The organism is Pseudomonas sp. AU12215 (assembly GCF_001675465.2).
Taxonomy (GTDB): Bacteria; Pseudomonadota; Gammaproteobacteria; order Pseudomonadales; family Pseudomonadaceae; genus Pseudomonas; species Pseudomonas nitroreducens.
Genome location: NZ_MACM02000137.1, coordinates 66,318 through 85,045 on the forward strand (window position 1 = coordinate 66,318; position 18,728 = coordinate 85,045).

General features: G+C 64.0%; 17 protein-coding genes. All 17 read right to left on the reverse strand.

All coding sequences use genetic code 11. The features are described 5' to 3' along the window. Position 1: 1 nt before the first annotated feature. Positions 2–991 carry an NADH-quinone oxidoreductase subunit NuoH gene (nuoH, locus tag A9513_RS18035; protein WP_024765124.1) on the reverse strand — a complete coding sequence of 330 codons (990 nt, stop codon included), beginning with the start codon at positions 989–991 and terminating at the stop codon, positions 2–4. Then, positions 988–3,702, reverse strand: a complete 2,715-nt coding sequence (gene nuoG / locus A9513_RS18040; RefSeq protein WP_065085187.1) for an NADH-quinone oxidoreductase subunit NuoG — start codon at positions 3,700–3,702, stop codon at positions 988–990. The genes nuoH and nuoG overlap by 4 nt, the downstream gene beginning before the upstream one ends. 128 nt (positions 3,703–3,830) lie before the next feature. After that, the gene (gene nuoF / locus A9513_RS18045; RefSeq protein ID WP_065085188.1) at positions 3,831–5,180 is read right to left on the reverse strand and encodes an NADH-quinone oxidoreductase subunit NuoF; all 1,350 of its coding nucleotides are present in this window, start codon (positions 5,178–5,180) and stop codon (positions 3,831–3,833) included. Then, entirely contained in the window at positions 5,177–5,677 is a 501-nt protein-coding gene (gene nuoE, locus A9513_RS18050; RefSeq protein ID WP_169887231.1) for an NADH-quinone oxidoreductase subunit NuoE, read from the reverse strand. Before nuoE ends, nuoF begins: the two co-directional genes overlap by 4 nt. Beyond that, entirely contained in the window at positions 5,674–7,455 is a 1,782-nt protein-coding gene (gene nuoC, locus A9513_RS18055; RefSeq protein ID WP_024765128.1) for an NADH-quinone oxidoreductase subunit C/D, read from the reverse strand. Before nuoC ends, nuoE begins: the two co-directional genes overlap by 4 nt. Positions 7,456–7,514: 59 nt before the next feature. Further along, the gene (locus A9513_RS18060; protein WP_017517109.1) at positions 7,515–8,192 is read right to left on the reverse strand and encodes an NADH-quinone oxidoreductase subunit B family protein; all 678 of its coding nucleotides are present in this window, start codon (positions 8,190–8,192) and stop codon (positions 7,515–7,517) included. A 10-nt stretch (positions 8,193–8,202) separates the two neighbouring features. Beyond that, positions 8,203–8,616: an NADH-quinone oxidoreductase subunit A gene (ndhC, locus tag A9513_RS18065; RefSeq protein WP_015477476.1), complete on the reverse strand. Its 414-nt coding sequence runs from the start codon at positions 8,614–8,616 to the stop codon at positions 8,203–8,205. Positions 8,617–9,057: 441 nt separating this feature from the next. Further along, the gene (locus A9513_RS18070) at positions 9,058–9,549 is read right to left on the reverse strand and encodes a DUF4442 domain-containing protein (protein ID WP_083196161.1); all 492 of its coding nucleotides are present in this window, start codon (positions 9,547–9,549) and stop codon (positions 9,058–9,060) included. Between the two features lie 172 nt (positions 9,550–9,721). Then, positions 9,722–11,317: an isocitrate lyase gene (locus tag A9513_RS18075; protein WP_024765130.1), complete on the reverse strand. Its 1,596-nt coding sequence runs from the start codon at positions 11,315–11,317 to the stop codon at positions 9,722–9,724. 510 nt (positions 11,318–11,827) lie between these two features. Then, on the reverse strand, positions 11,828–12,619 hold the full coding sequence (locus tag A9513_RS18080; RefSeq protein WP_083196162.1) for a secretin N-terminal domain-containing protein: 792 nt from the start codon (positions 12,617–12,619) through the stop codon (positions 11,828–11,830). A gap of 20 nt (positions 12,620–12,639) precedes the next feature. After that, the gene (locus A9513_RS18085) at positions 12,640–13,266 is read right to left on the reverse strand and encodes a histone acetyltransferase HPA2 (RefSeq protein WP_065085191.1); all 627 of its coding nucleotides are present in this window, start codon (positions 13,264–13,266) and stop codon (positions 12,640–12,642) included. A gap of 38 nt (positions 13,267–13,304) precedes the next feature. Then, complete coding sequence (locus A9513_RS18090) at positions 13,305–13,733, reverse strand: GNAT family N-acetyltransferase (RefSeq protein WP_017517103.1); 429 nt, start codon at positions 13,731–13,733, stop codon at positions 13,305–13,307. After that, the gene (locus A9513_RS18095; protein ID WP_024765134.1) at positions 13,726–14,901 is read right to left on the reverse strand and encodes a cupin domain-containing protein; all 1,176 of its coding nucleotides are present in this window, start codon (positions 14,899–14,901) and stop codon (positions 13,726–13,728) included. The genes A9513_RS18090 and A9513_RS18095 overlap by 8 nt, the downstream gene beginning before the upstream one ends. Before the next feature lie 60 nt (positions 14,902–14,961). Then, positions 14,962–16,332, reverse strand: coding sequence for an adenylosuccinate lyase (gene purB, locus A9513_RS18100; RefSeq protein ID WP_024765135.1), 1,371 nt, complete (start codon positions 16,330–16,332; stop codon positions 14,962–14,964). A gap of 96 nt (positions 16,333–16,428) precedes the next feature. After that, the gene (hflD, locus tag A9513_RS18105; RefSeq protein WP_024765136.1) at positions 16,429–17,049 is read right to left on the reverse strand and encodes a high frequency lysogenization protein HflD; all 621 of its coding nucleotides are present in this window, start codon (positions 17,047–17,049) and stop codon (positions 16,429–16,431) included. Beyond that, positions 17,046–18,173, reverse strand: coding sequence for a tRNA 2-thiouridine(34) synthase MnmA (gene mnmA / locus A9513_RS18110; protein WP_176707267.1), 1,128 nt, complete (start codon positions 18,171–18,173; stop codon positions 17,046–17,048). The genes hflD and mnmA overlap by 4 nt, the downstream gene beginning before the upstream one ends. A 71-nt stretch (positions 18,174–18,244) precedes the next feature. Further along, entirely contained in the window at positions 18,245–18,688 is a 444-nt protein-coding gene (locus A9513_RS18115; protein WP_024765137.1) for an NUDIX hydrolase, read from the reverse strand. Positions 18,689–18,728: the final 40 nt, after the last annotated feature.

The window sequence follows — 18,728 nt, forward strand, 5'->3', positions numbered from 1 at the left end:
CTTACTGGGTCGCCAGCACGACAGCGCCGGTCACCAGCAGGTTGATCAGAGTCAGCGGGAGGCAGAACTTCCAGCTGAAGGCCATCACCTGGTCATAGCGCGGGCGCGGAATGGATGCGCGCAGCAGGATGAACATCATGATGAAGAAGCCGGTTTTCAGGGCGAACCAGATGAACGGGATCTGCGGCAGGATGCCGAAGGGCCCGTGCCAGCCGCCGAAGAACAGGGTCGCCAGCAGCGCGGACACCAGCACGATGCCGATGTACTCGCCGACGAAAAACATGCCCCATTTCATGCCGGCGTACTCGATGTGGTAACCGTCGGCCAGTTCCTGCTCGGCTTCGGGCTGGTCGAACGGGTGACGGTGAGTCACGGCGACGCCGGCGACGAAGAAGGTCATGAAACCGAAGAACTGCGGGATGATGAACCACATGTGCTCGGCCTGGTAATCGACGATGTCGCGCAGGCTGAACGAGCCGACCTGGGCCACGATGCCCATCAGCGACAGGGCCAGGAACACCTCGTAGGAGATGGTCTGGGCCGAGGCGCGCAGGCTGCCGAGGAGGGCGAACTTGTTGTTGCTCGACCAGCCGGCGAACAGCACCGCGTACACGGTCAGGCCAGCCATGGCGAAGAAGAACAGGATGCCGATGTTCAGGTCCGCCACACCCCAGGTCGGGGTGATCGGGATGACGACGAAGGCGACCAGCAGCGCACCCATGGCGATCATGGGGGCGAGGGTGAAGATCATCTTGTCGGCGAACGGCGGGGTCCAGTCTTCCTTGAAGAACATCTTCAGCATGTCGGCGCCGAGCTGGAAGGCACCGAAGGGGCCGACCCGGTTCGGACCGTAGCGGTCCTGCCAGAGGCCGAGCAGACGACGCTCGACCCAGCTCAGCAGCGCGCCGCAGACGACCACGGCGAGCAGGATGACGATGGCCTTGATGACCTCGATCAGGATGTCGACGACGGCGGGTGTCAGCCAGCTCATTGGGCAGCCTCCTGCAGACCTTCAGCGACGGCGCCGATGACACCGGCGGGAATGCCTTGCAGACCGATCGGCAGGGCGACCAGGCCGGCGCCGAGCTCTTCGCTCACGCGCAGCGGCAGGCGCAGTTCCTGCCCCTTGACGGTCAGGCGGATGATCGCGCCTTCGTTGACGCCCAGACGGTCAGCCTCGGACTTGGCCAGGGTGACGTAGGTCTGCGGGATGCGCTCCTGCACCGGGGCGGCCTTGGCGGAATTCTCCTCGCTGCCGAACAGGTGATAGAAGGGCACCACCTTGAACTGGCTGGCGGCGGTGTGGAATGGCGCAGGAATCTCGCTGAACCACAGGGCTTCGCCCTTGGCTTCGATCAGGCGCACGCCCGGATCGCCGGCGCGCAGGTGGCCGCCGACTTCGTCCTGGAACTTGTTCCAGGCCTGCGGGGAGTTCCAGCCCGGGGACCAGGCGAAGGGAATCTGCTGACGCGGTTCGGCGCTGCCGGCGTAGCCTTCCATGGAGAAGGCGAAGGCGGAGTCGATGTCCTGCGGCTGACGCGGCTCGCTGACATTGATGTTGGCGCGCATGGCGGTACGGCCGGAGTAGCGGTGCGGCTCGCGCGCCAGCTTCAGGCCCTTGATGCGGAACGCGGCGTTCGGCGCGGCTTCGCGGATGCCGGCCAGTTGCGGCTTGGCGGCGACGACGGCGTCGATCACGTGGTCCAGCTGGGTCCAGTCGACACGCTTGCCTTCGAGGGTGCTGTGCAGGGCGTGCAGCCAGCGCCAGCCTTCGCGGACCAGGTTGTCGGCGTTGTAGTAGGTCGGGTCAAAGACCTGGAAGAAACGCTGGGCGCGGCCTTCCTGGCTGACCAGGGTGCCATCGCCTTCGGCGAAGCTGGCGGCCGGCAGCAGGACGGTGGCCTTGGCGCTGGTGGCGGTCTGCTGGTGGTCGGCGACCACGACGATCTTCGCAGCGGCCAGGGCGGCGTCGACAACGGCGGCGTCGGCGCGGCGGTACAGGTCGTTCTCCAGGATCACCACGGCATCGGCGCCGCCGGAGGTCAGTTGCTCGAGAGCGGCTTCGACGGACTCACCGCCGAAAAGGGCCAGGCCCAGGCTGTTGGCTTCCGGGACGACCAGGCTAAGCGAGCCGTTCTTCTCGCGGTTCTTCAGCGCGCTGGCGATGTTGGCGGCGGCCTCGATCAGGGCGTTGCTGCCCAGCGAGGTGCCGGAGATGACCAGCGGACGCTTGGCGGCCACCATGGCATCGGCGATGCGCTGGGCCAGGGCGGCGGCTTCGGCGTCGAGGCCGGCAACGGCCGGAGCGCTCGGGTCGATGGCGTGGGCGACGGCGAAGCCCAGGCGAGCCAGGTCTTCGGTGGCGGCGTGCACGCACTCGGCAGCAACGTCGTCCAGGCGGGTTTCATCCAGGCTGGCGATGAACAGCGGGTTCATCTCGTGCTGGGCGATGGTCTTCACCGCGGCGTCGAGCCACGGCTGGATCTTCATCGCGGCGGCCATGTCCTCGCCCTTGCCCTTCACCGACTGGCGCAGGGCCAGGGCGATACGGGCAGCGGTCTGGGTCAGGTCTTCGCCGAGCACGAACACCGCGTCGTGGTCTTCGATATCACGGATGGTCGGCACCGGCAGCGGGCCGTCCTGCATCACCTTCAGTACGAGTTGCAGACGCTGCAGTTCGTCAGCGGAGATGCCGCTGTAGAAGTTCTGCGCGCCGACCAGCTCGGCCAGGGCGTAGTTGCTTTCCAGGCTGGCACGCGGCGAACCGATACCGATGACCTTGCGGCCCTTGAGCAGGGCAGCGGTCTGGTCGAGGGCGCCATCCAGCGAGAGCTTCTGCTTGCTCAGCATCAGCTGCGGCTGGCGTGGGCGGTCTTCGCGGTTGACGTAGCCGTAGCCGAAGCGGCCGCGGTCGCAGAGGAAGTAGTGGTTCACCGAGCCGTTGTAGCGGTTCTCGATGCGGCGGATTTCACCGTAACGCTCGCCGGGGCTGATGTTGCAGCCGCTGGAGCAGCCATGGCAGATGCTCGGGGCGAACTGCATGTCCCACTTGCGGTTGTAGCGCTCGGAGTGGGTCTTGTCGGTGAACACGCCGGTCGGGCAGACCTCGGTCAGGTTGCCGGAGAATTCGCTCTCCAGCACACCGTCCTCGATCCGGCCGAAGTAGACGTTGTCGTGCGCGCCGTAGACGCCCAGGTCGGTGCCGCCGGCGTAGTCCTTGTAGTAACGGACGCAGCGGTAGCAGGCGATGCAGCGGTTCATCTCGTGGGCGATGAACGGGCCGAGCTCCTGGTTCTGGTGGGTGCGCTTGGTGAAGCGGTACCGGCGCTGGTTGTGGCCGGTCATCACCGTCATGTCCTGCAGGTGGCAGTGACCGCCTTCCTCGCAGACCGGGCAGTCGTGCGGGTGGTTGGTCATCAGCCATTCGACGACGCTGGCGCGGAACTGCTTGGCCTCTTCGTCCTCGATGGAAATCCAGGTGTTGTCGGTGGCGGGAGTCATGCAGGACATGACGAGACGACCGCGTTTGTCGTTCTCGTCGGTGTACTGCTTGACCGCGCACTGGCGGCATGCGCCGACGCTTCCGAGCGCCGGGTGCCAGCAGAAGTAGGGGATGTCGAGACCGAGGGAGAGGCAGGCCTGCAACAGGTTGTCCGCTCCGTCGACTTCTAACGTCTTGCCGTCTACGTGGATCGTGGCCATGGGTCTAAGTCTTCGTTGGCCCGTTGTCAGCGGGCGTGGCTAATAGAAATCACGGTTTCATCGGGCCGGCGGCACGCCGCGGCACTGCAACGAAACAACGCCGGGCGCAGCGCCCGGCGATCAAAGCATCAAGCGCCGACGGTCTGCGGTGCTTGTACGGCCTGAGCCTGGCGGGAAATGCCCGCTTCGAACTCGGGACGGAAATACTTCAGTGCGCTGCCCAGCGGCTCGACGGCACCCGGTGCGTGGGCACAGAAGGTCTTGCCTGGGCCGAGGAAGTTGACGAGCTGCTCGAGGGTTTCCAGGTCGCCCTGGGCGCCTTCGCCTTTCTCCAGCGCGCGCAGCACCTTCACGCTCCACGGCAGGCCGTCGCGGCACGGCGTGCACCAGCCGCAGGATTCGCGGGCGAAGAACTCTTCCATGTTGCGCAGCAGGGACACCATGTTGACGCTGTTGTCCACCGCCATGGCCAGGCCAGTACCCATACGGGTGCCGACCTTGGCGACGCCGCCGGCGTAGAACAGCGCGTCCAGGTGCTCCGGCAGGAGGAAGCCGGTACCGGCGCCGCCCGGCTGCCAGGCCTTGAGCTTGTAGCCGTCGCGCATGCCGCCGGCGTAGTCCTCGAACAGCTCGCGGGCCGGAAGGCCGAAGGGCAGTTCCCAGATGCCGGGGTTCTTCACCTTGCCGGAGAAGCCCATGAGCTTGGTGCCCATGTCTTCGCTGCCCGGACGGGCGAGGCCCTTGTACCAGTCGACGCCGTGCTCGACGATCGCCGGCACGTTGCACAGGGTCTCGACGTTGTTCACGCAGGTCGGCTTGCCCCAGACGCCAACGGCGGCGGGGAAGGGCGGCTTGGAGCGCGGGTTGGCGCGGCGGCCTTCCAGCGAGTTGATCAGCGCGGTCTCTTCGCCACAGATATAGCGACCAGCGCCGGTGTGCACGAACAGCTCGAAATCGAAACCGCTGCCGAGGATGTTCTTGCCCAAGAGGCCGGCGGCCTTGGCTTCATCGATGGCGCGGTTCAGGTTACGGGCCGCGTCGACATACTCGCCGCGCAGGAAGATGTAGCCGCGGTAGGCCTTCAGCGCCCTCGCGGAGATCAGCATGCCTTCCACCAGCAGGTGCGGCAGCTGCTCCATGAGCATGCGGTCCTTCCAGGTGTTGGGCTCCATCTCGTCCGCGTTGCACAGCAGGTAGCGGATGTTGAGGGATTCGTCCTTGGGCATCAGGCCCCACTTCACGCCGGTGGGGAAGCCCGCACCGCCGCGGCCCTTGAGGCCGGAGTCCTTGACCGTCTGGACGATGTCGTCGGTGGCCATCTGCGCCAGCGCCTTGCGCGCGGCGGCATAGCCATTCTTCGACTGGTACTCCTCCAGCCAGACCGGGGCGCCGTCGTCACGCAGGCGCCAGGTCAGCGGGTGGGTTTCGGCCGCGCGCGCGGTGCGATTGGGCGTGCCGTAGGAGGTGAGGCGACTCATGCGTAGGCCTCCAGCAGTTTGGCGACGCCGTCGGGACGCAGGTCGCCGAAGGTGTCGTCGTCGATCATCATCGCCGGGGCCTTGTCGCAGTTGCCCAGGCAGCACACCGGCAGCAGGGTGAAGCGGCCGTCGGCGGTGGTCTGGCCGAGGCCGATGCCCAGCTGCTTCTGGATTTCGCCAACGACGGACTCGTGGCCGCCGATGTAGCAGACCATGCTGTCGCAGACGCGGATGATGTGGCGGCCGACCGGCTGGCGGAAGATCTGGCTATAGAAGGTAGCGACGCCTTCGACGTCGCTGTCCGGGATGCCGAGGATGTCGGCGATCGCCGGAATGGCGCCGTCCGGCACCCAGCCGCGCTGCTTCTGGACGATCTTCAGGGCTTCGATGGACGCCGCGCGGGAGTCCTCGTAGTGATGCATCTCGTGCTCGATGGCCGAGCGCTCGGTTTCGCTGAGTTCGAAACGATCAGTCTGGATAAGGGTACTCATGATCAGCGGTCCACGTCGGCCATAACGAAGTCGATACTGCCCAGATAGGCGATCAGGTCAGCGATCATGCTGCCGTTGATCACCGACGGAATCTGCTGCAGGTGCGCGAAGCTGGGCGTCCGGATGCGGGTCCGGTAGCTCATGGTGCTGCCATCGCTCGTCAGGTAGTAGCTGTTGATGCCCTTGGTCGCTTCCACCATCTGGAAGGCTTCGTTGGCCGGCATGACCGGGCCCCAGGAAACCTGCAGGAAGTGGGTGATCAGGGTCTCGATGTGCTGCAGCGTGCGCTCTTTGGGCGGCGGCGTGGTCAGCGGGTGGTCCGCCTTGTACGGGCCTTCGGGCATGTTCTTCAGGCACTGCTCGATGATGCGCAGGCTCTGGCGCATCTCGCCCATCTTGACCATGCAGCGGTCGTAGGCGTCGCCGTTGGCCGCCAGTGGGACTTCGAACTCGAAGTTCTCGTAGCCGGAGTAGGGGCGCGCTTTACGCAGGTCGAAGTCGCAGCCGGTGGCGCGCAGGCCGGCGCCGGTGGTGCCCCATTCCAACGCTTCCTTGGTGTTGTACTGGGCAACGCCGATGGTACGGCCACGCAGGATGCTGTTCTTCAGGGCGGCGGTTTCGTACTCGTCCAGGCGCTTGGGCATCCAGTCGAGGAATTCGCGGACCAGTTTGTCCCAGCCGCGCGGCAGGTCGTGGGCGACGCCGCCGATGCGGTACCAGGCCGGGTGCAGGCGGAAGCCGGTGATGGCTTCGACGACCTTGTAGGCGCGCTGGCGGTCGGTGAAGGTGAAGAACACCGGGGTCATCGCGCCCACGTCCTGGATGTAGGTGCCCAGGTAGAGGAGGTGGTTCAGGATGCGGAAGAACTCCGACATCATGATGCGGATGACGTCGACGCGCTGCGGCACCTTGATGCCGGCGAGCTTCTCGACCGAGAGCACGTACGGCAGGTTGTTCATCACACCGCCGAGGTAGTCGATACGGTCGGTGTAGGGGATGAAACTGTGCCAGGACTGGCGCTCGGCCATCTTCTCGGCACCACGGTGGTGGTAGCCGATCTCCGGAACGCAGTCGAGGATCTCTTCACCGTCCAACTGCAGGATGATGCGGAACGCACCGTGGGCGGACGGGTGGTTCGGGCCGAGGTTGAGGAACATGAAGTCCTCGTTCTCGCCATGGCGCTTCATGCCCCAGTCTTCGGGCTTGAAGCGCAGGGCCTCCTGCTCGAGGTCCTGCTTGGCGGCGGACAGCGCGTAGGGGTCGAACTCGGTGGCGCGCGCCGGGTAGTCCTTGCGCAGCGGGTGACCTTCCCAGGTCGGCGGCATCAGCATGCGGGTCAGGTGCGGGTGACCGGTGAAGGTGATCCCGTACATGTCCCAGACCTCACGCTCGTACCAGTTGGCGTTCGGCCAGATACGGGTGGCGGTGGGCAGGTTCAGGTCGCCTTCGGACAAGGCCACCTTGATCATCACGTCACTGTTACGCTCGAGCGACATCAGGTGGTAGAACACGCTGAAATCGGCGCCCGGCAGGCCGCGACGCTGGGTGCGCAGGCGCTCGTCCACGCCGTGCAGGTCATAGAGCATGACGTACGGCTTGGGCACATTGCGCAGGAAGGTGAGGACGTCGATCAGGCGCTCACGGGCGACCCAGAGCACCGGCATGCCGGTGCGGGTGGCCTGGACGGTGAAGGCCTCGGCGCCAAAGCGGGAATTCAGTTCGACGACGATGTCTTGGTCGTCTGCCTTGTAAGGCGGGATGTACAGAGCGGAGTCTGCATTCATAGTCTTTAAGTCACTCGGTCAACGGTGGAGTGAAAACGGGCCTCTCGTGGAGGGCCGGATCACACTTCGTCGGGGCTGCGCAGGTTGGTGACCGCAATGCGCTGTTCGCGCTTGAGATCCTTCTGGGCAGGCATGTCGGCGCGATAGACGCCTTGATCGCCTACAACCCAGGACAACGGACGACGCTCCTGGCCGATGGATTCCTGCAGCAGCATCAGGCCTTGCAGGAACGCCTCTGGACGGGGCGGGCAGCCGGGGATGTACACGTCCACGGGGAGGAACTTGTCGACCCCCTGAACGACCGAGTAGATGTCGTACATGCCGCCGGAGTTGGCGCACGACCCCATCGAGATCACCCACTTGGGTTCCAGCATCTGCTCGTACAGGCGCTGGATGACCGGAGCCATCTTGATGAAGCAGGTGCCGGCGATGACCATGAAGTCAGCCTGGCGCGGCGATGCACGGATCACTTCGGCGCCGAAACGGGCGATGTCGTGCGGCGCAGTGAACGCCGTGGTCATCTCCACGTAGCAGCAGGACAGCCCGAAGTTGTACGGCCACAGGGAGTTCTTGCGCCCCCAGTTCACCGCACCGTTGAGAACATCCTCGAGCTTGCCCATGAAGATGTTCTTGTGGACCTGCCCTTCGATGAGCGGGTCTTCTACCGTTTCGCGCTGGCCGATCGGGTATTGATCATTGGGCGCATCCGGATCGATCCGGGTAAGTTTGTATTGCATCGCCAAAGCCTCATTGTTTTAGCTTCGCCTGCCGTGCGCGGCGTGCCGCCGGCGCCCAATCGAGCGCGCCGATACGCCACAGGTAGACAAGACCTGCCAACAGAATTGCTATGAAAATGGTTGCCTCGATCAGACCGGCCCAGCCGCTTTCACGGACGGACACTGACCAGGCGAAAAGGAAGAGGGCTTCGACGTCGAAGATCACGAAGAGCATCGCGACCAGATAGAATTTTGCCGACAGACGCAGGCGGGCGCTGCCGGTGGGGACGATGCCGGATTCGAACGGCTCGTTCTTGCTGCGACCAAATGCCTTACTGCCAAGCAGGCTGGAAACCCCTAGCATGAAGCCGAGCAGGCCCAGCACTCCTAAAAGGAAGGCGGCGAGTCCCCAGTGTTGAGCTGCAAGTTCAGCTGGATTGGGCATGCCGATACTCCTTCCTACAAATAACGATTGTCTTGGGTTCCAGGCGCAACGCCTGACTACTGCGAACCCGACAACTCAAGGATAGTGAGCTAAGGGTTCAGGTCATCTTTCCAATTTTATGCCCAAAGCCTTCAGCAAGTAAATTTTTCCAACACAAACAGATGCTTCTAATTCGGGCAAAAGCCTTTTGCATTTCCCGTAGCGCCCTGTTTGCGGGGCTCTGGGCGCTTAGTGTGGCGGCACTTGGGCTTTGGTCGAATAGTACTTTCGAGGTATTTGACCGCAATAAATTGCCAATCCACAAATGATAAGTATTATCATTTGCTGTGTCGTATATCCGTAACTTTACTACATATAAGCGGCGACGCTTTTATTTCGCTCAATCTTCGGCATTCAATTATCCCCCTGCAATTCCCCTGGGCGCCCCTCATTCGGGGTGGTTCAATTTCCCTTCCGAACCCACGCCCAGTGCATCTCGCAGCGCACCGGCTCTGCACCGGAGTCGTCCAGGAGCGTCACCTGGATCAGTGCTTCCCCCTTGTCTTGCTCCAGCATTGCACGACGCTGCTCAGGAGCCAGTGTGGCGATAGCGCGCAGGCTGCCACGGGCCCGGCGCAGGTAATCCACCTTGAGGGTCTTGATCAGCGGCAGCTTGTGATCGGGCAGATTCATGCCGACCAGGCAGCCGCTGGCGGATTCGGCCAGTAGCGCCATGGCCGCAGCATGTATGCCGCCGATGTGGTTGCGGGCGCGGCGGTGGTTGGCCAGGCTCATCCGTACCTCATCGCTGGAGAGCTTCTGGATGCGTATGCCCGCGGTGCCGGCGAAGCGTACCTGGGAGCAGAACAGGCGACTGAGCAGCGATTCGTGAAGTGGGTGCGGCAGGCGCTGGATGAGATGAGCGGCGAGTGCGAGGCGGTTGCGCTGGGGCATGGACGTTTCCATTCATTCAAAGGAAGCCCGAGGCTGGCACGTGGATGCCGATCTGCCCTTGGCGGGCAGGAAGGGGGAGGCTGGCGGTTCGGCCAAGCGTAAAAAGCAAAACCCCGGCCTGGGCCGGGGTTTTGTGGTGCCTCCCGGCCCCGAAGGGCCGGTGAGCCAGTTCTTAGTGGAACTGGTTCATGGTGTTGTCTTTACCCGAGGCTTTCAGAGCGGCTTCGCCAGCGAAGTACTCTTTGTGGTTGTCGCCGATGTCCGAGCCGGCCATGTTCTGGTGCTTGACGCAGGCGATGCCCTGACGCAGTTCCTGACGCTGAACGCCTTTCACGTAGGCCAGCATGCCCTGGTCGGCGAAGTAGCCTTTGGCCAGGTTGTCGGTCGACAGAGCGGCGGTGTGGTAGGTCGGCAGGGTGATCAGGTGGTGGAAGATACCGGCGTGGGCGGAACCATCGCGCTGGAAGGTGCGGATCTTCTCGTCAGCAACCTGGGCCAGCTCGGTCTCGTCGTACTCGACGCTCATCAGCTTGGCGCGGTCGTAGGCGGAAACGTCCTTGCCTTCGGCAACGAACGCGTCGAAGACCTGCTGGCGGAAGTTCAGGGTCCAGTTGAACGACGGGCTGTTGTTGTACACCAGCTTGGCGTTCGGGATGACTTGGCGGATGCGGTCAACCATGCCCTTGATCTGGCCAACGTGCGGCTTCTCGGTTTCGATCCACAGCAGGTCAGCGCCGTTCTGCAGCGAGGTGATGCAGTCGAGGACGCAGCGGTCTTCGCCGGTGCCCTTGCGGAACTGGAACAGGTTGGAAGCCAGGCGCTTCGGACGCAGCAGTTTGCCGCCGCGGTTGATCACCACGTCGCCGTTCTGCAGTTCGGCAGCGGAAACTTCTTCGCAATCCAGGAAGGAGTTGTACTGGTCGCCCAGGTCGCCCGGCTCTTTGGTCACGGCGATCTGCTTGGTCAGGCCGGCGCCCAGGGAGTCGGTACGGGCAACGATCACGCCGTCGTCAACACCCAGTTCGAGGAATGCGTAGCGAACAGCGTTGATCTTGGCGAGGAAGTCTTCGTGCGGAACGGTCACTTTGCCGTCCTGGTGGCCGCACTGCTTCTCGTCGGAAACCTGGTTCTCGATCTGGATGCAGCAGGCACCCGCTTCGATCATTTTCTTGGCCAGCAGGTAAGTGGCTTCCGGGTTGCCGAAGCCGGCGTCGATGTCGGCGATGATCGGTACTACGTGGGTTTCGTAGCCGTCGATCTGGGCCTGGATTTCGTCCTGTTTGGCTTTGTCGCCGGCGGCGCGGGCGCTGTCCAGGGCGGTGAAGAGCAGGTCCAGCTCACGGGCGTCAGCCTGGCGCAGGAAGGTGTACAGCTCTTCGATCAGGCCGGAGACGGCGGTTTTTTCGTGCATGGACTGGTCGGGCAGCGGGCCGAAGTCGGAACGCAGCGCGGCAACCATCCAGCCGGACAGGTAGAGGTAGCGCTTGTTGGTGGTCTTCAGGTGCTTCTTGATCGAGATCAGCTTCTGCTGACCGATGAAGCCGTGCCAGCAGCCCAGGGACTGGGTGTAGACGGAGTTGTCGGCGTCATACTCGGCCATGTCCTTGCGCATGATGGCCGCAGTGTACTTGGCGATGTCCAGACCAGTCTTGAAGCGGTTCTGAGCGCGCATACGGGCAACCGACTCGGGGTTGATAGCGCTCCAGCTGTTACCGGCTTTCTCTTTCAGAGCGGCAACGGCTTTGATGTCGTTTTGATATGCGGACATGGTCAATCCTTCAAAGTATATGTTTGGTTGAGCACCGACTTACCCACTCAAAACCTGTATCGAAACGGAATTGACTGCGGGTTGCTCGCCGCGGGAGGGCGAAGGGGCGACCGAAAGAAGGAATGACGCTGGAGGAATGGGGTGGCGCGGCGTACAGACTCGTGACTGCAGCGGTGACATCCAGAATCGCTTGCCGGCTCGTGGCAGCCGTTGGGCGATGGTGGACGGCTGAATCCGTCACTTCGTGCTGTTGCTTAGGCTTGCTTCCCCGTCCCTCAGGACAACCTCTTGCCAGTCGCAACCTCGTCGATCCGCCTTGTGGGCTTAACAACACGGACCTGCATGGCGGATGGGCCACTGGCTTGGTCCGAAGGGCTTTGAGGCCCTCTGGTTAGCGGGAGCGAGGCCATCATGCCCTTTCAAACGAGCGTTCGTCAAACGTTTTGTAGTGTTTTTTTTTGGCTACTACACGAAGGTCTAACGAGGACCGGCAAGTCACCTACGGAAGGATTAGTCGAGCACTTCGACCTTTACCCGCAGGCTGCTGTCGCTGCGCCCCTGGGTGCTGTACTGGCGGGTATAGCCGCCCTGGGTGCTCTGGTTACTTTCGCTGACGCCGCCGATCTCGATCCACTGCCCGATTGGGCCGCTGACGCGGGTGTCGGCCGCGCTGGTGTTCATCGATCCCTGATAATTGCCGTTGAAGCGATCGTTGCGGGTGCTCAGGGTAATGTGCACGAGGTTCCCGGAGAGGCTGGCTGTCACGTACATGCCCTGGTTGGCGTCGCGGTACTCGGTCTGGCTGTAGACCTGGCCGTAGGGACCTACACCGGCGTTGGTCACCGGCTGGCTCTGGCCGATCTGGATGAAGGCGGGTGAGCCTTCGGTGGCCCGGACCTGCTGGGTGCCACCGCCGCGGCTGCTGGTGGAGCGGTTGATGATGCGCACCTGGTCACGGCCGTTCACTTCGCCGCGGCCGGACTGGATCTCCACATTGCCGGCGCTGACCGATCCGTTCACCGAGTAGCCGCTCTGGCTGCCCTGGCTGCCGTCGACCGTGTCGAGGCTGATCAGCAGTTGGTGCGGGCGGGTATCCAGCTGTTCGAGCACCTGCTGCAGTTCGCGAATCTTCGCCAGTTCGGCATTCACGACCAGTTGGTTGCCGTAGGCGGTGACCCGGCCTTCGTTGCCCAATACCTGCTGTGCCACCGGCAGCACGTCTTCGGCGGTGCGGTAGTTGAGCGGGATGATTTCGGTGCGCGGCGCTGCGATGGCGCTAAGGCTGAAGGCGCAGGCAAGCATCAGGGCAACTGGGCGTAGGCTCAAATCAGGAAACTCCGCAGGTTCGGGTCGAGGACGCTGGTGTTCCAGGTCTGTTCGAATTGCGCGATCAATTGGCGGACGCGACCGCTGTTGTTGTAGTGCGCGTAACCGGCGTACTCGCCTGGTTCCGGGCGCAGCAGCAGGCCGCAATTGTCGGCGAGGAGGAAGGCGTGCTCCTCGCTCGGGTAGTCGGGATTGATCCGGCGGATCTGGCAGTAGCTGGACAGGCGGCGGCTGAGGTTGAGCAGGCGATGGCCTTCCTTCACGGCGCGGGTGCTGTCGCGCACCAGGATCATCAGACGGTTGCGCGGATTGCCCAGCAGCAGTTGCGTGCACGCTTCCTGGATGCTGCTGTGGTGATACAGCCAGGGCTCCAGGTCAGGGGTGTAGAGATAGAGCGTGCGGCGTGCCTGCTGGATCAGCGCCAGGGCGTGGGCGCGGGCGGCATCCGGCTTGCTGAAGCGATGCAACTGATCGCCTTCGCCGAGGCGAAAGGGTGCCGGCTCCAGGGCGATGGGCGGCAGCGCTTCGCTGGGCGGGTTGTGGACGGCAAAACGCCCCGGTGACTGAAACTCGATGTCCGGCAACTCTACCGGGAGGTCGTCTTGGTCCGGGGCGTTTTCCATGTCGCTCCTTTACTTTCAGGCGCTTGCCTGGTTGGTGCTCACGCGCTCTCGCGCACCATGTCCACGTGGGGGAGGCCGGCGTCGAGGAATTCGCCGCTGGCTACCTGGAAGCCTAGCCGTTCGTAGAAGGGAATGGCGTAGACCTGTGCCGTCAGCAACTGGCGCTGCAGGCCCTGACTTTCCGCCTGTTCGATGGCGGCGCGCATCAGCAGGTCGCCGACCTTAAGTCCGCGCCAGTCCTTGAGGACCGACACCCGGCCGATATGCCCGTCCGGCAGGAGGCGGGCGGTACCGATGGCGTAGTCGCCTTCGAAGGCCAGGAAGTGCACGGCTTCGACATCCTCGGCGTCCCATTCGAGTTCCGGCGGGACCGATTGCTCGGCGATGAACACCGCCTCGCGAATGCGCCGCAGATCGGCATTATCCTTCTGCCAGTCCGCGACGCGAACCCTGATCTTGCTACTCATCGGCAAACTCCAGACTGCCCTGTTTGATCAGTTCTCCGATGAGCTTACGCCCATCGTCGTCGGCCAGCCATTGGCCGAGATTCCCTTCGTGCAGCGATTCCGCCGAGCACACCAGCTTGAGCAGGTCGCGCAGTTTTTCCGGTAGCACCACCGTCTGGCCGCTGGCGAACAGCAGCAGGCCGACGTCCACTTCGCTCCAGGCCATGCGGGCGCTGGGGTTGCGAATCAGGACCTCGCCGTCTTCGATGGCGGCGGTCAGGTCGGCTTCCTCGATCTCCTCGCCGGCCACCAGTTCCGGGTAGCGCGGTTCGGTCATGAACTGGCCGAACCAGGTGAGCAGCAGGCGCTCGTCGCTCATGTGTTCCTGCAGCAGGTTCTTCAGGCGGTCGAGGGCGTCGCGCTGGATCTGGTGCTGGTCGAAATCACCTTTCAACGCGGCCATGCCGGCGTCGCTGTAACGCTCTTCGTCGGAAAGGAACTGGGCGAGGAAGTCGGTGAAGTGGGTCAGCACTTCGGCGGCGCTGGGGGCGCGGAAGCCGACCGAATAGGTCATGCAGTCGTCTTCGGCGATGCCGTAGTGGGCTATGCGCGGCGGCAGGTAGAGCATGTCGCCGGGCTCCAGGACCCACTCGGCGCTCTCTTCGAATTCGGCGAGGATGCGCAGGTCGGCGTGCGGCAGCATCGGGCTGCTGGCATCGCAGGTCTGGCCGACTTTCCAGCGGCGGTGGCCGTGGCCCTGCAGCAGGAACACGTCGTAATTGTCGAAGTGCGGGCCGACACCGCCGCCCGGTGCGGCGTAGCTGATCATCACGTCGTCGATGCGCCAGCTGGGCAGGAACTTGAAGTGTTCCAGCAGCTCCGCGACCTCCGGGATGAACTGGTCGACAGCCTGCACCAGCAGGGTCCAGTCACGCTCGGGCATCTGGCTGAAGGTGTCTTCCTGGAACGGGCCGCGGCGCAGTTCCCAGGGGCTGTCGCCGTGCTCGACGACGATGCGCGACTCGATCATCTCTTCCAGGGCGAGGCCGGCCAGTTCGTCAGGGTCGAGCGGGCTCTTGAAATCCGGGATGGCCTGGCGCACCAGCAGGGGTTTCTTCTGCCAGTAGTCGCGGAGGAATTCTTCGGCGCTGATGCCGCCCAAAAGCTGAAGAGGAATAGCAGGATTCATGTCTAAGTCCTTGAAACAAAAACGCCCGGCACAGCCGGGCGTGCAAAGTCGGGGCGAATCTCAGATGCGCTTGGCCTGGGCGGCAGCGTTACCGATGTAGTTCGCGGGGGTCAGTTTCTTCAGTTCGGCCTTGGCTTCGGCCGGCATGTCGAGACCTTCGATGAAGACCTGCAGGGCCTCGGCGCTGATGCCTTTGCCGCGGGTCAGCTCCTTGAGCTTCTCGTAGGGGTTCTCGATGCCGTAGCGGCGCATGACGGTCTGCACCGGCTCGGCCAGGACTTCCCAGCAGGCGTCCAGGTCTTCGGCGATACGCGCGGCGTTCAGCTCCAGCTTGCCGATGCCTTTCAGGCTGGCTTCGTAGGCGATGACGCTGTGGGCGAAACCGACGCCCAGGTTGCGCAGCACGGTGGAGTCGGTCAGGTCGCGCTGCCAGCGGGAGATCGGCAGCTTGCTGGCCAGGTGCTGGAACAGCGCGTTGGCGATGCCCAGGTTGCCTTCGGAGTTCTCGAAATCGATCGGGTTGACCTTGTGCGGCATGGTCGAGGAGCCGATCTCGCCGGCGACGGTCTTCTGCTTGAAGTAGCCCAGGGAGATGTAGCCCCAGACGTCGCGGTCGAAGTCGATGAGGATGGTGTTGAAACGCGCGATGGCGTCGAACAGTTCGGCGATGTAGTCGTGCGGCTCGATCTGGGTGGTGTAGGGGTTCCAGTTCAGGCCCAGGTCGCCCTCGATGAATTCGCGGGCGTTGGCTTCCCAGTCGACCTGCGGATAGGCGGACAGGTGGGCGTTGTAGTTGCCCACGGCGCCGTTGATCTTGCCCAGCAGCTCGACCGAAGCCACCTGTTTGATCTGGCGCTCCAAACGGTACACGACGTTGGCCAGTTCCTTGCCCAGGGTGGTCGGGGAGGCCGGCTGGCCGTGAGTGCGCGAGAGCATCGGTACGTCGGCGAATTTTACCGCCAGCTCACGGATGGAATCGGCGATCTGGCGCATCAGCGGCAGCAGCACACTGTCGCGGCCTTCGCGCAGCATCAGGGCGTGGGACAGGTTATTGATGTCCTCGGAGGTGCAGGCGAAGTGGATGAACTCGCTGACCTTGGCCAGTTCCGGCAGTTTGGCCGCCTGCTCCTTGAGCAGGTATTCCACGGCCTTGACGTCGTGGTTGGTGGTGCGCTCGATGTCCTTGATGCGCTGTGCGTGCTCCAGCTGGAAGTCGTCGGCCAGTTGGTTCAGCACGGCGTTGGCTTCGGCGGAGAAGGGCGCTACTTCAGGGATGCCGGCATGGGCGGCGAGACGCTGCAACCAGCGGACCTCCACCAGGACGCGGAAACGGATCAGGCCGTATTCGCTGAAGATCGGACGCAGGGCGCTGGTTTTGCTGCCGTAACGGCCGTCAACGGGGGAAACCGCGGTAAGGGAGGAAAGCTGCATGGGGGCGTTCTCGTAGCTGTCGGTCAACGAAAAGGGCGCACATCATACACGAATGGCGCGAACCGGTCGCCCTTGCGGCGACCGGAAGGGCATGCTTCAGCCGCGCAGCAGGGGGCGCAACTCGTTGAGCATTTTCTTTCGGGCAAACAGCATCTGCCAGCGGTTGCCGCCGAGCTGTCGCCATAGGCGCGCGGAACGGATGCCGGCCAGCAGCAGGGCGCGGATGCGCGCGGCGTTGGCATTGATCTGCAGGTGGCGCATGTCGCCGTGCACCTGGATACGCTGACGGAAGGTACTCAGGGTGTCCTGATAGAGGCCGGCGCAGGAGGCGATGACGTTCTCGTGGACCAGGCCGAAGTGCTGCACCTGCTGCTGGATCTGGTCCAGGCGGGTGCCCATGATGTCGAGCATGTCGTCGCGCTTGTTCAGCTGGCGCTCCAGGCCGATCAGCGAGAGCGCGTAGCGCAGCGGCTCGCGCTGCAGGCTGTTCGGGTCGCGCTCCAGCGCGCTGACCAGGGCACGGAAGCCCTCGCGCAGGTTGGCGGTGTCGCCGCCGTAGACGTCGAGGGTGGTCTTCGGGTCGCGCACCAGCAGGCTGCCGAGCATGCAGCCCAGCGGCGCCTCGGGAACCTGGCCGGTGCGGGCGAGGCGGTCTACCAGGGCGGCGGCTTCGAAGACGCCGGAGAGGGCGATGATCTGGTCGTGCAGATCGCTCATGTGCGGTCCTTAGCGAACGCGGGTTCTGCGGATTCGATGACGCCGCCACCGAGGCAGATCTCGCCGTCATAGAAGACGACGGACTGGCCCGGGGTCACGGCGCGCTGCGGCTCGTCGAAGACGGCGCGATAGCCGCTCTCGGTGCGCTCCAGCACGCAATCCTGGTCGGCCTGGCGGTAACGCACCTTGGCGCGCAGGTTCTTGGGCTGGTCCAGGTCGACGGGGTTGACCCAATAGATGTGCGAGGCGTGCAGGGCGCGGGAGAACAGCCAGGGGTGGTCGTTACCCTGGCCGACGACCAGGACGTTGCGCGTCAGGTCCTTCTCCAGCACGTACCAGGGGCTGTCATCGGCATTCTTCAGGCCGCCGATGCCCAGGCCCTGGCGCTGGCCGATGGTGTGGTACATCAGGCCGACGTGCTTGCCGATGACCGTGCCGTCGGTGGTCTCGATGTCGCCCGGCTGGGCCGGCAGGTACTGCTTGAGGAAGTCGCTGAAGCGGCGCTCGCCGATGAAGCAGATACCGGTGGAGTCCTTCTTCTTCGCGGTGGCCAGGCCGTACTTCTCGGCGATGGCGCGGACCTCGGGCTTTTCCAGTTCGCCGACCGGGAACAGGGTCTTGCCGATCTGCTCGCCGCCCACGGCGTGGAGGAAGTAGCTCTGGTCCTTGTTCGGGTCCAGGCCCTTGAGCAGTTCGCTGCGGCCGTCGATGTCGCGGCGGCGCACGTAGTGGCCGGTGGCGATCAGGTCGGCGCCCAGGGCGACGGCGTAATCGAGGAAGGCTTTGAACTTGATCTCGCGGTTGCAGAGGATGTCCGGGTTTGGCGTGCGGCCGGCCTTGTACTCCTCGAGGAAGTGCTCGAAGACGTTGTCCCAGTATTCTGCGGCGAAATTGGCGGTGTGCAGCTTGATGCCGATGCGGTCGCAGACGGCCTGGGCGTCGGCCAGGTCGGTCATGGCGGTGCAGTACTCGGTGCCGTCGTCCTCTTCCCAGTTCTTCATGAACAGGCCTTCCACCTGGTAGCCCTGTTCCTTGAGGAGCAGGGCGGAGACGGAGGAGTCCACGCCGCCGGACATGCCGACGATGACGCGGGTGTTCTGCGGGGCTTTCAGGGAATCAGGCATGGTGGCGCATCACAGGTGCAGGTAAAGGCGGGGATTCTACCAGAGCCGAGCGGCAGAGGCTCGGGCTTGGCTCAGGTGCGGATCAGGGTCAGCGGGAAGCGTTCGCCTGCCAGGTAATCGTCGATGCAGCGCAGTACCAGGTGGCTGCGCCAGCGCTCGGGCTGGGCGGCGAGTTCGTCGCGGGTCAGCCAGCGGGCGCCGAGGATGCCGTCGTCCAGCGCGCGCTCGGAGTGATGCCGCAGGGGGCGGGCGGCGAAGCAGACGCGCTGGTAGGTCACGCCATTGCTCGGCGCGGTGTACAGGTAGATGCCGGTGACGGCGGTCAACTCCACGTCCCAGCCGGTCTCCTCAAGGGTTTCGCGCACGGCGGCCTCGAGCAGACTCTCGTTGGCCTCCAGGTGGCCGGCCGGCTGGTTGAAGACCTGTTTTTTGTCAGCGGACATTTCTTCCACCAGCAGGAAGCGGCCCTGGTCTTCGACGATAGTGGCGACGGTGACGTGTGCTAGCCAGCGCATGGGTCTGTTCTCGATACTCAAAAGGCGCGAGTTTAACGTG

Coding starts and splice junctions, on each gene's coding strand:
- nuoH (WP_024765124.1), bottom strand. CDS start 991: ATGAGCTGGCTGACACCCGCCGTCGTCGACATCCTGATCGAGGTCATC.
- nuoG (WP_065085187.1), bottom strand. CDS start 3,702: ATGGCCACGATCCACGTAGACGGCAAGACGTTAGAAGTCGACGGAGCG.
- nuoF (WP_065085188.1), bottom strand. CDS start 5,180: ATGAGTCGCCTCACCTCCTACGGCACGCCCAATCGCACCGCGCGCGCG.
- nuoC (WP_024765128.1), bottom strand. CDS start 7,455: ATGAATGCAGACTCCGCTCTGTACATCCCGCCTTACAAGGCAGACGAC.
- A9513_RS18060 (WP_017517109.1), bottom strand. CDS start 8,192: ATGCAATACAAACTTACCCGGATCGATCCGGATGCGCCCAATGATCAA.
- ndhC (WP_015477476.1), bottom strand. CDS start 8,616: ATGCCCAATCCAGCTGAACTTGCAGCTCAACACTGGGGACTCGCCGCC.
- A9513_RS18070 (WP_083196161.1), bottom strand. CDS start 9,549: ATGCCCCAGCGCAACCGCCTCGCACTCGCCGCTCATCTCATCCAGCGC.
- A9513_RS18075 (WP_024765130.1), bottom strand. CDS start 11,317: ATGTCCGCATATCAAAACGACATCAAAGCCGTTGCCGCTCTGAAAGAG.
- A9513_RS18080 (WP_083196162.1), bottom strand. CDS start 12,619: ATGCTTGCCTGCGCCTTCAGCCTTAGCGCCATCGCAGCGCCGCGCACC.
- A9513_RS18085 (WP_065085191.1), bottom strand. CDS start 13,266: ATGGAAAACGCCCCGGACCAAGACGACCTCCCGGTAGAGTTGCCGGAC.
- A9513_RS18090 (WP_017517103.1), bottom strand. CDS start 13,733: ATGAGTAGCAAGATCAGGGTTCGCGTCGCGGACTGGCAGAAGGATAAT.
- A9513_RS18095 (WP_024765134.1), bottom strand. CDS start 14,901: ATGAATCCTGCTATTCCTCTTCAGCTTTTGGGCGGCATCAGCGCCGAA.
- purB (WP_024765135.1), bottom strand. CDS start 16,332: ATGCAGCTTTCCTCCCTTACCGCGGTTTCCCCCGTTGACGGCCGTTAC.
- hflD (WP_024765136.1), bottom strand. CDS start 17,049: ATGAGCGATCTGCACGACCAGATCATCGCCCTCTCCGGCGTCTTCGAA.
- mnmA (WP_176707267.1), bottom strand. CDS start 18,173: ATGCCTGATTCCCTGAAAGCCCCGCAGAACACCCGCGTCATCGTCGGC.
- A9513_RS18115 (WP_024765137.1), bottom strand. CDS start 18,688: ATGCGCTGGCTAGCACACGTCACCGTCGCCACTATCGTCGAAGACCAG.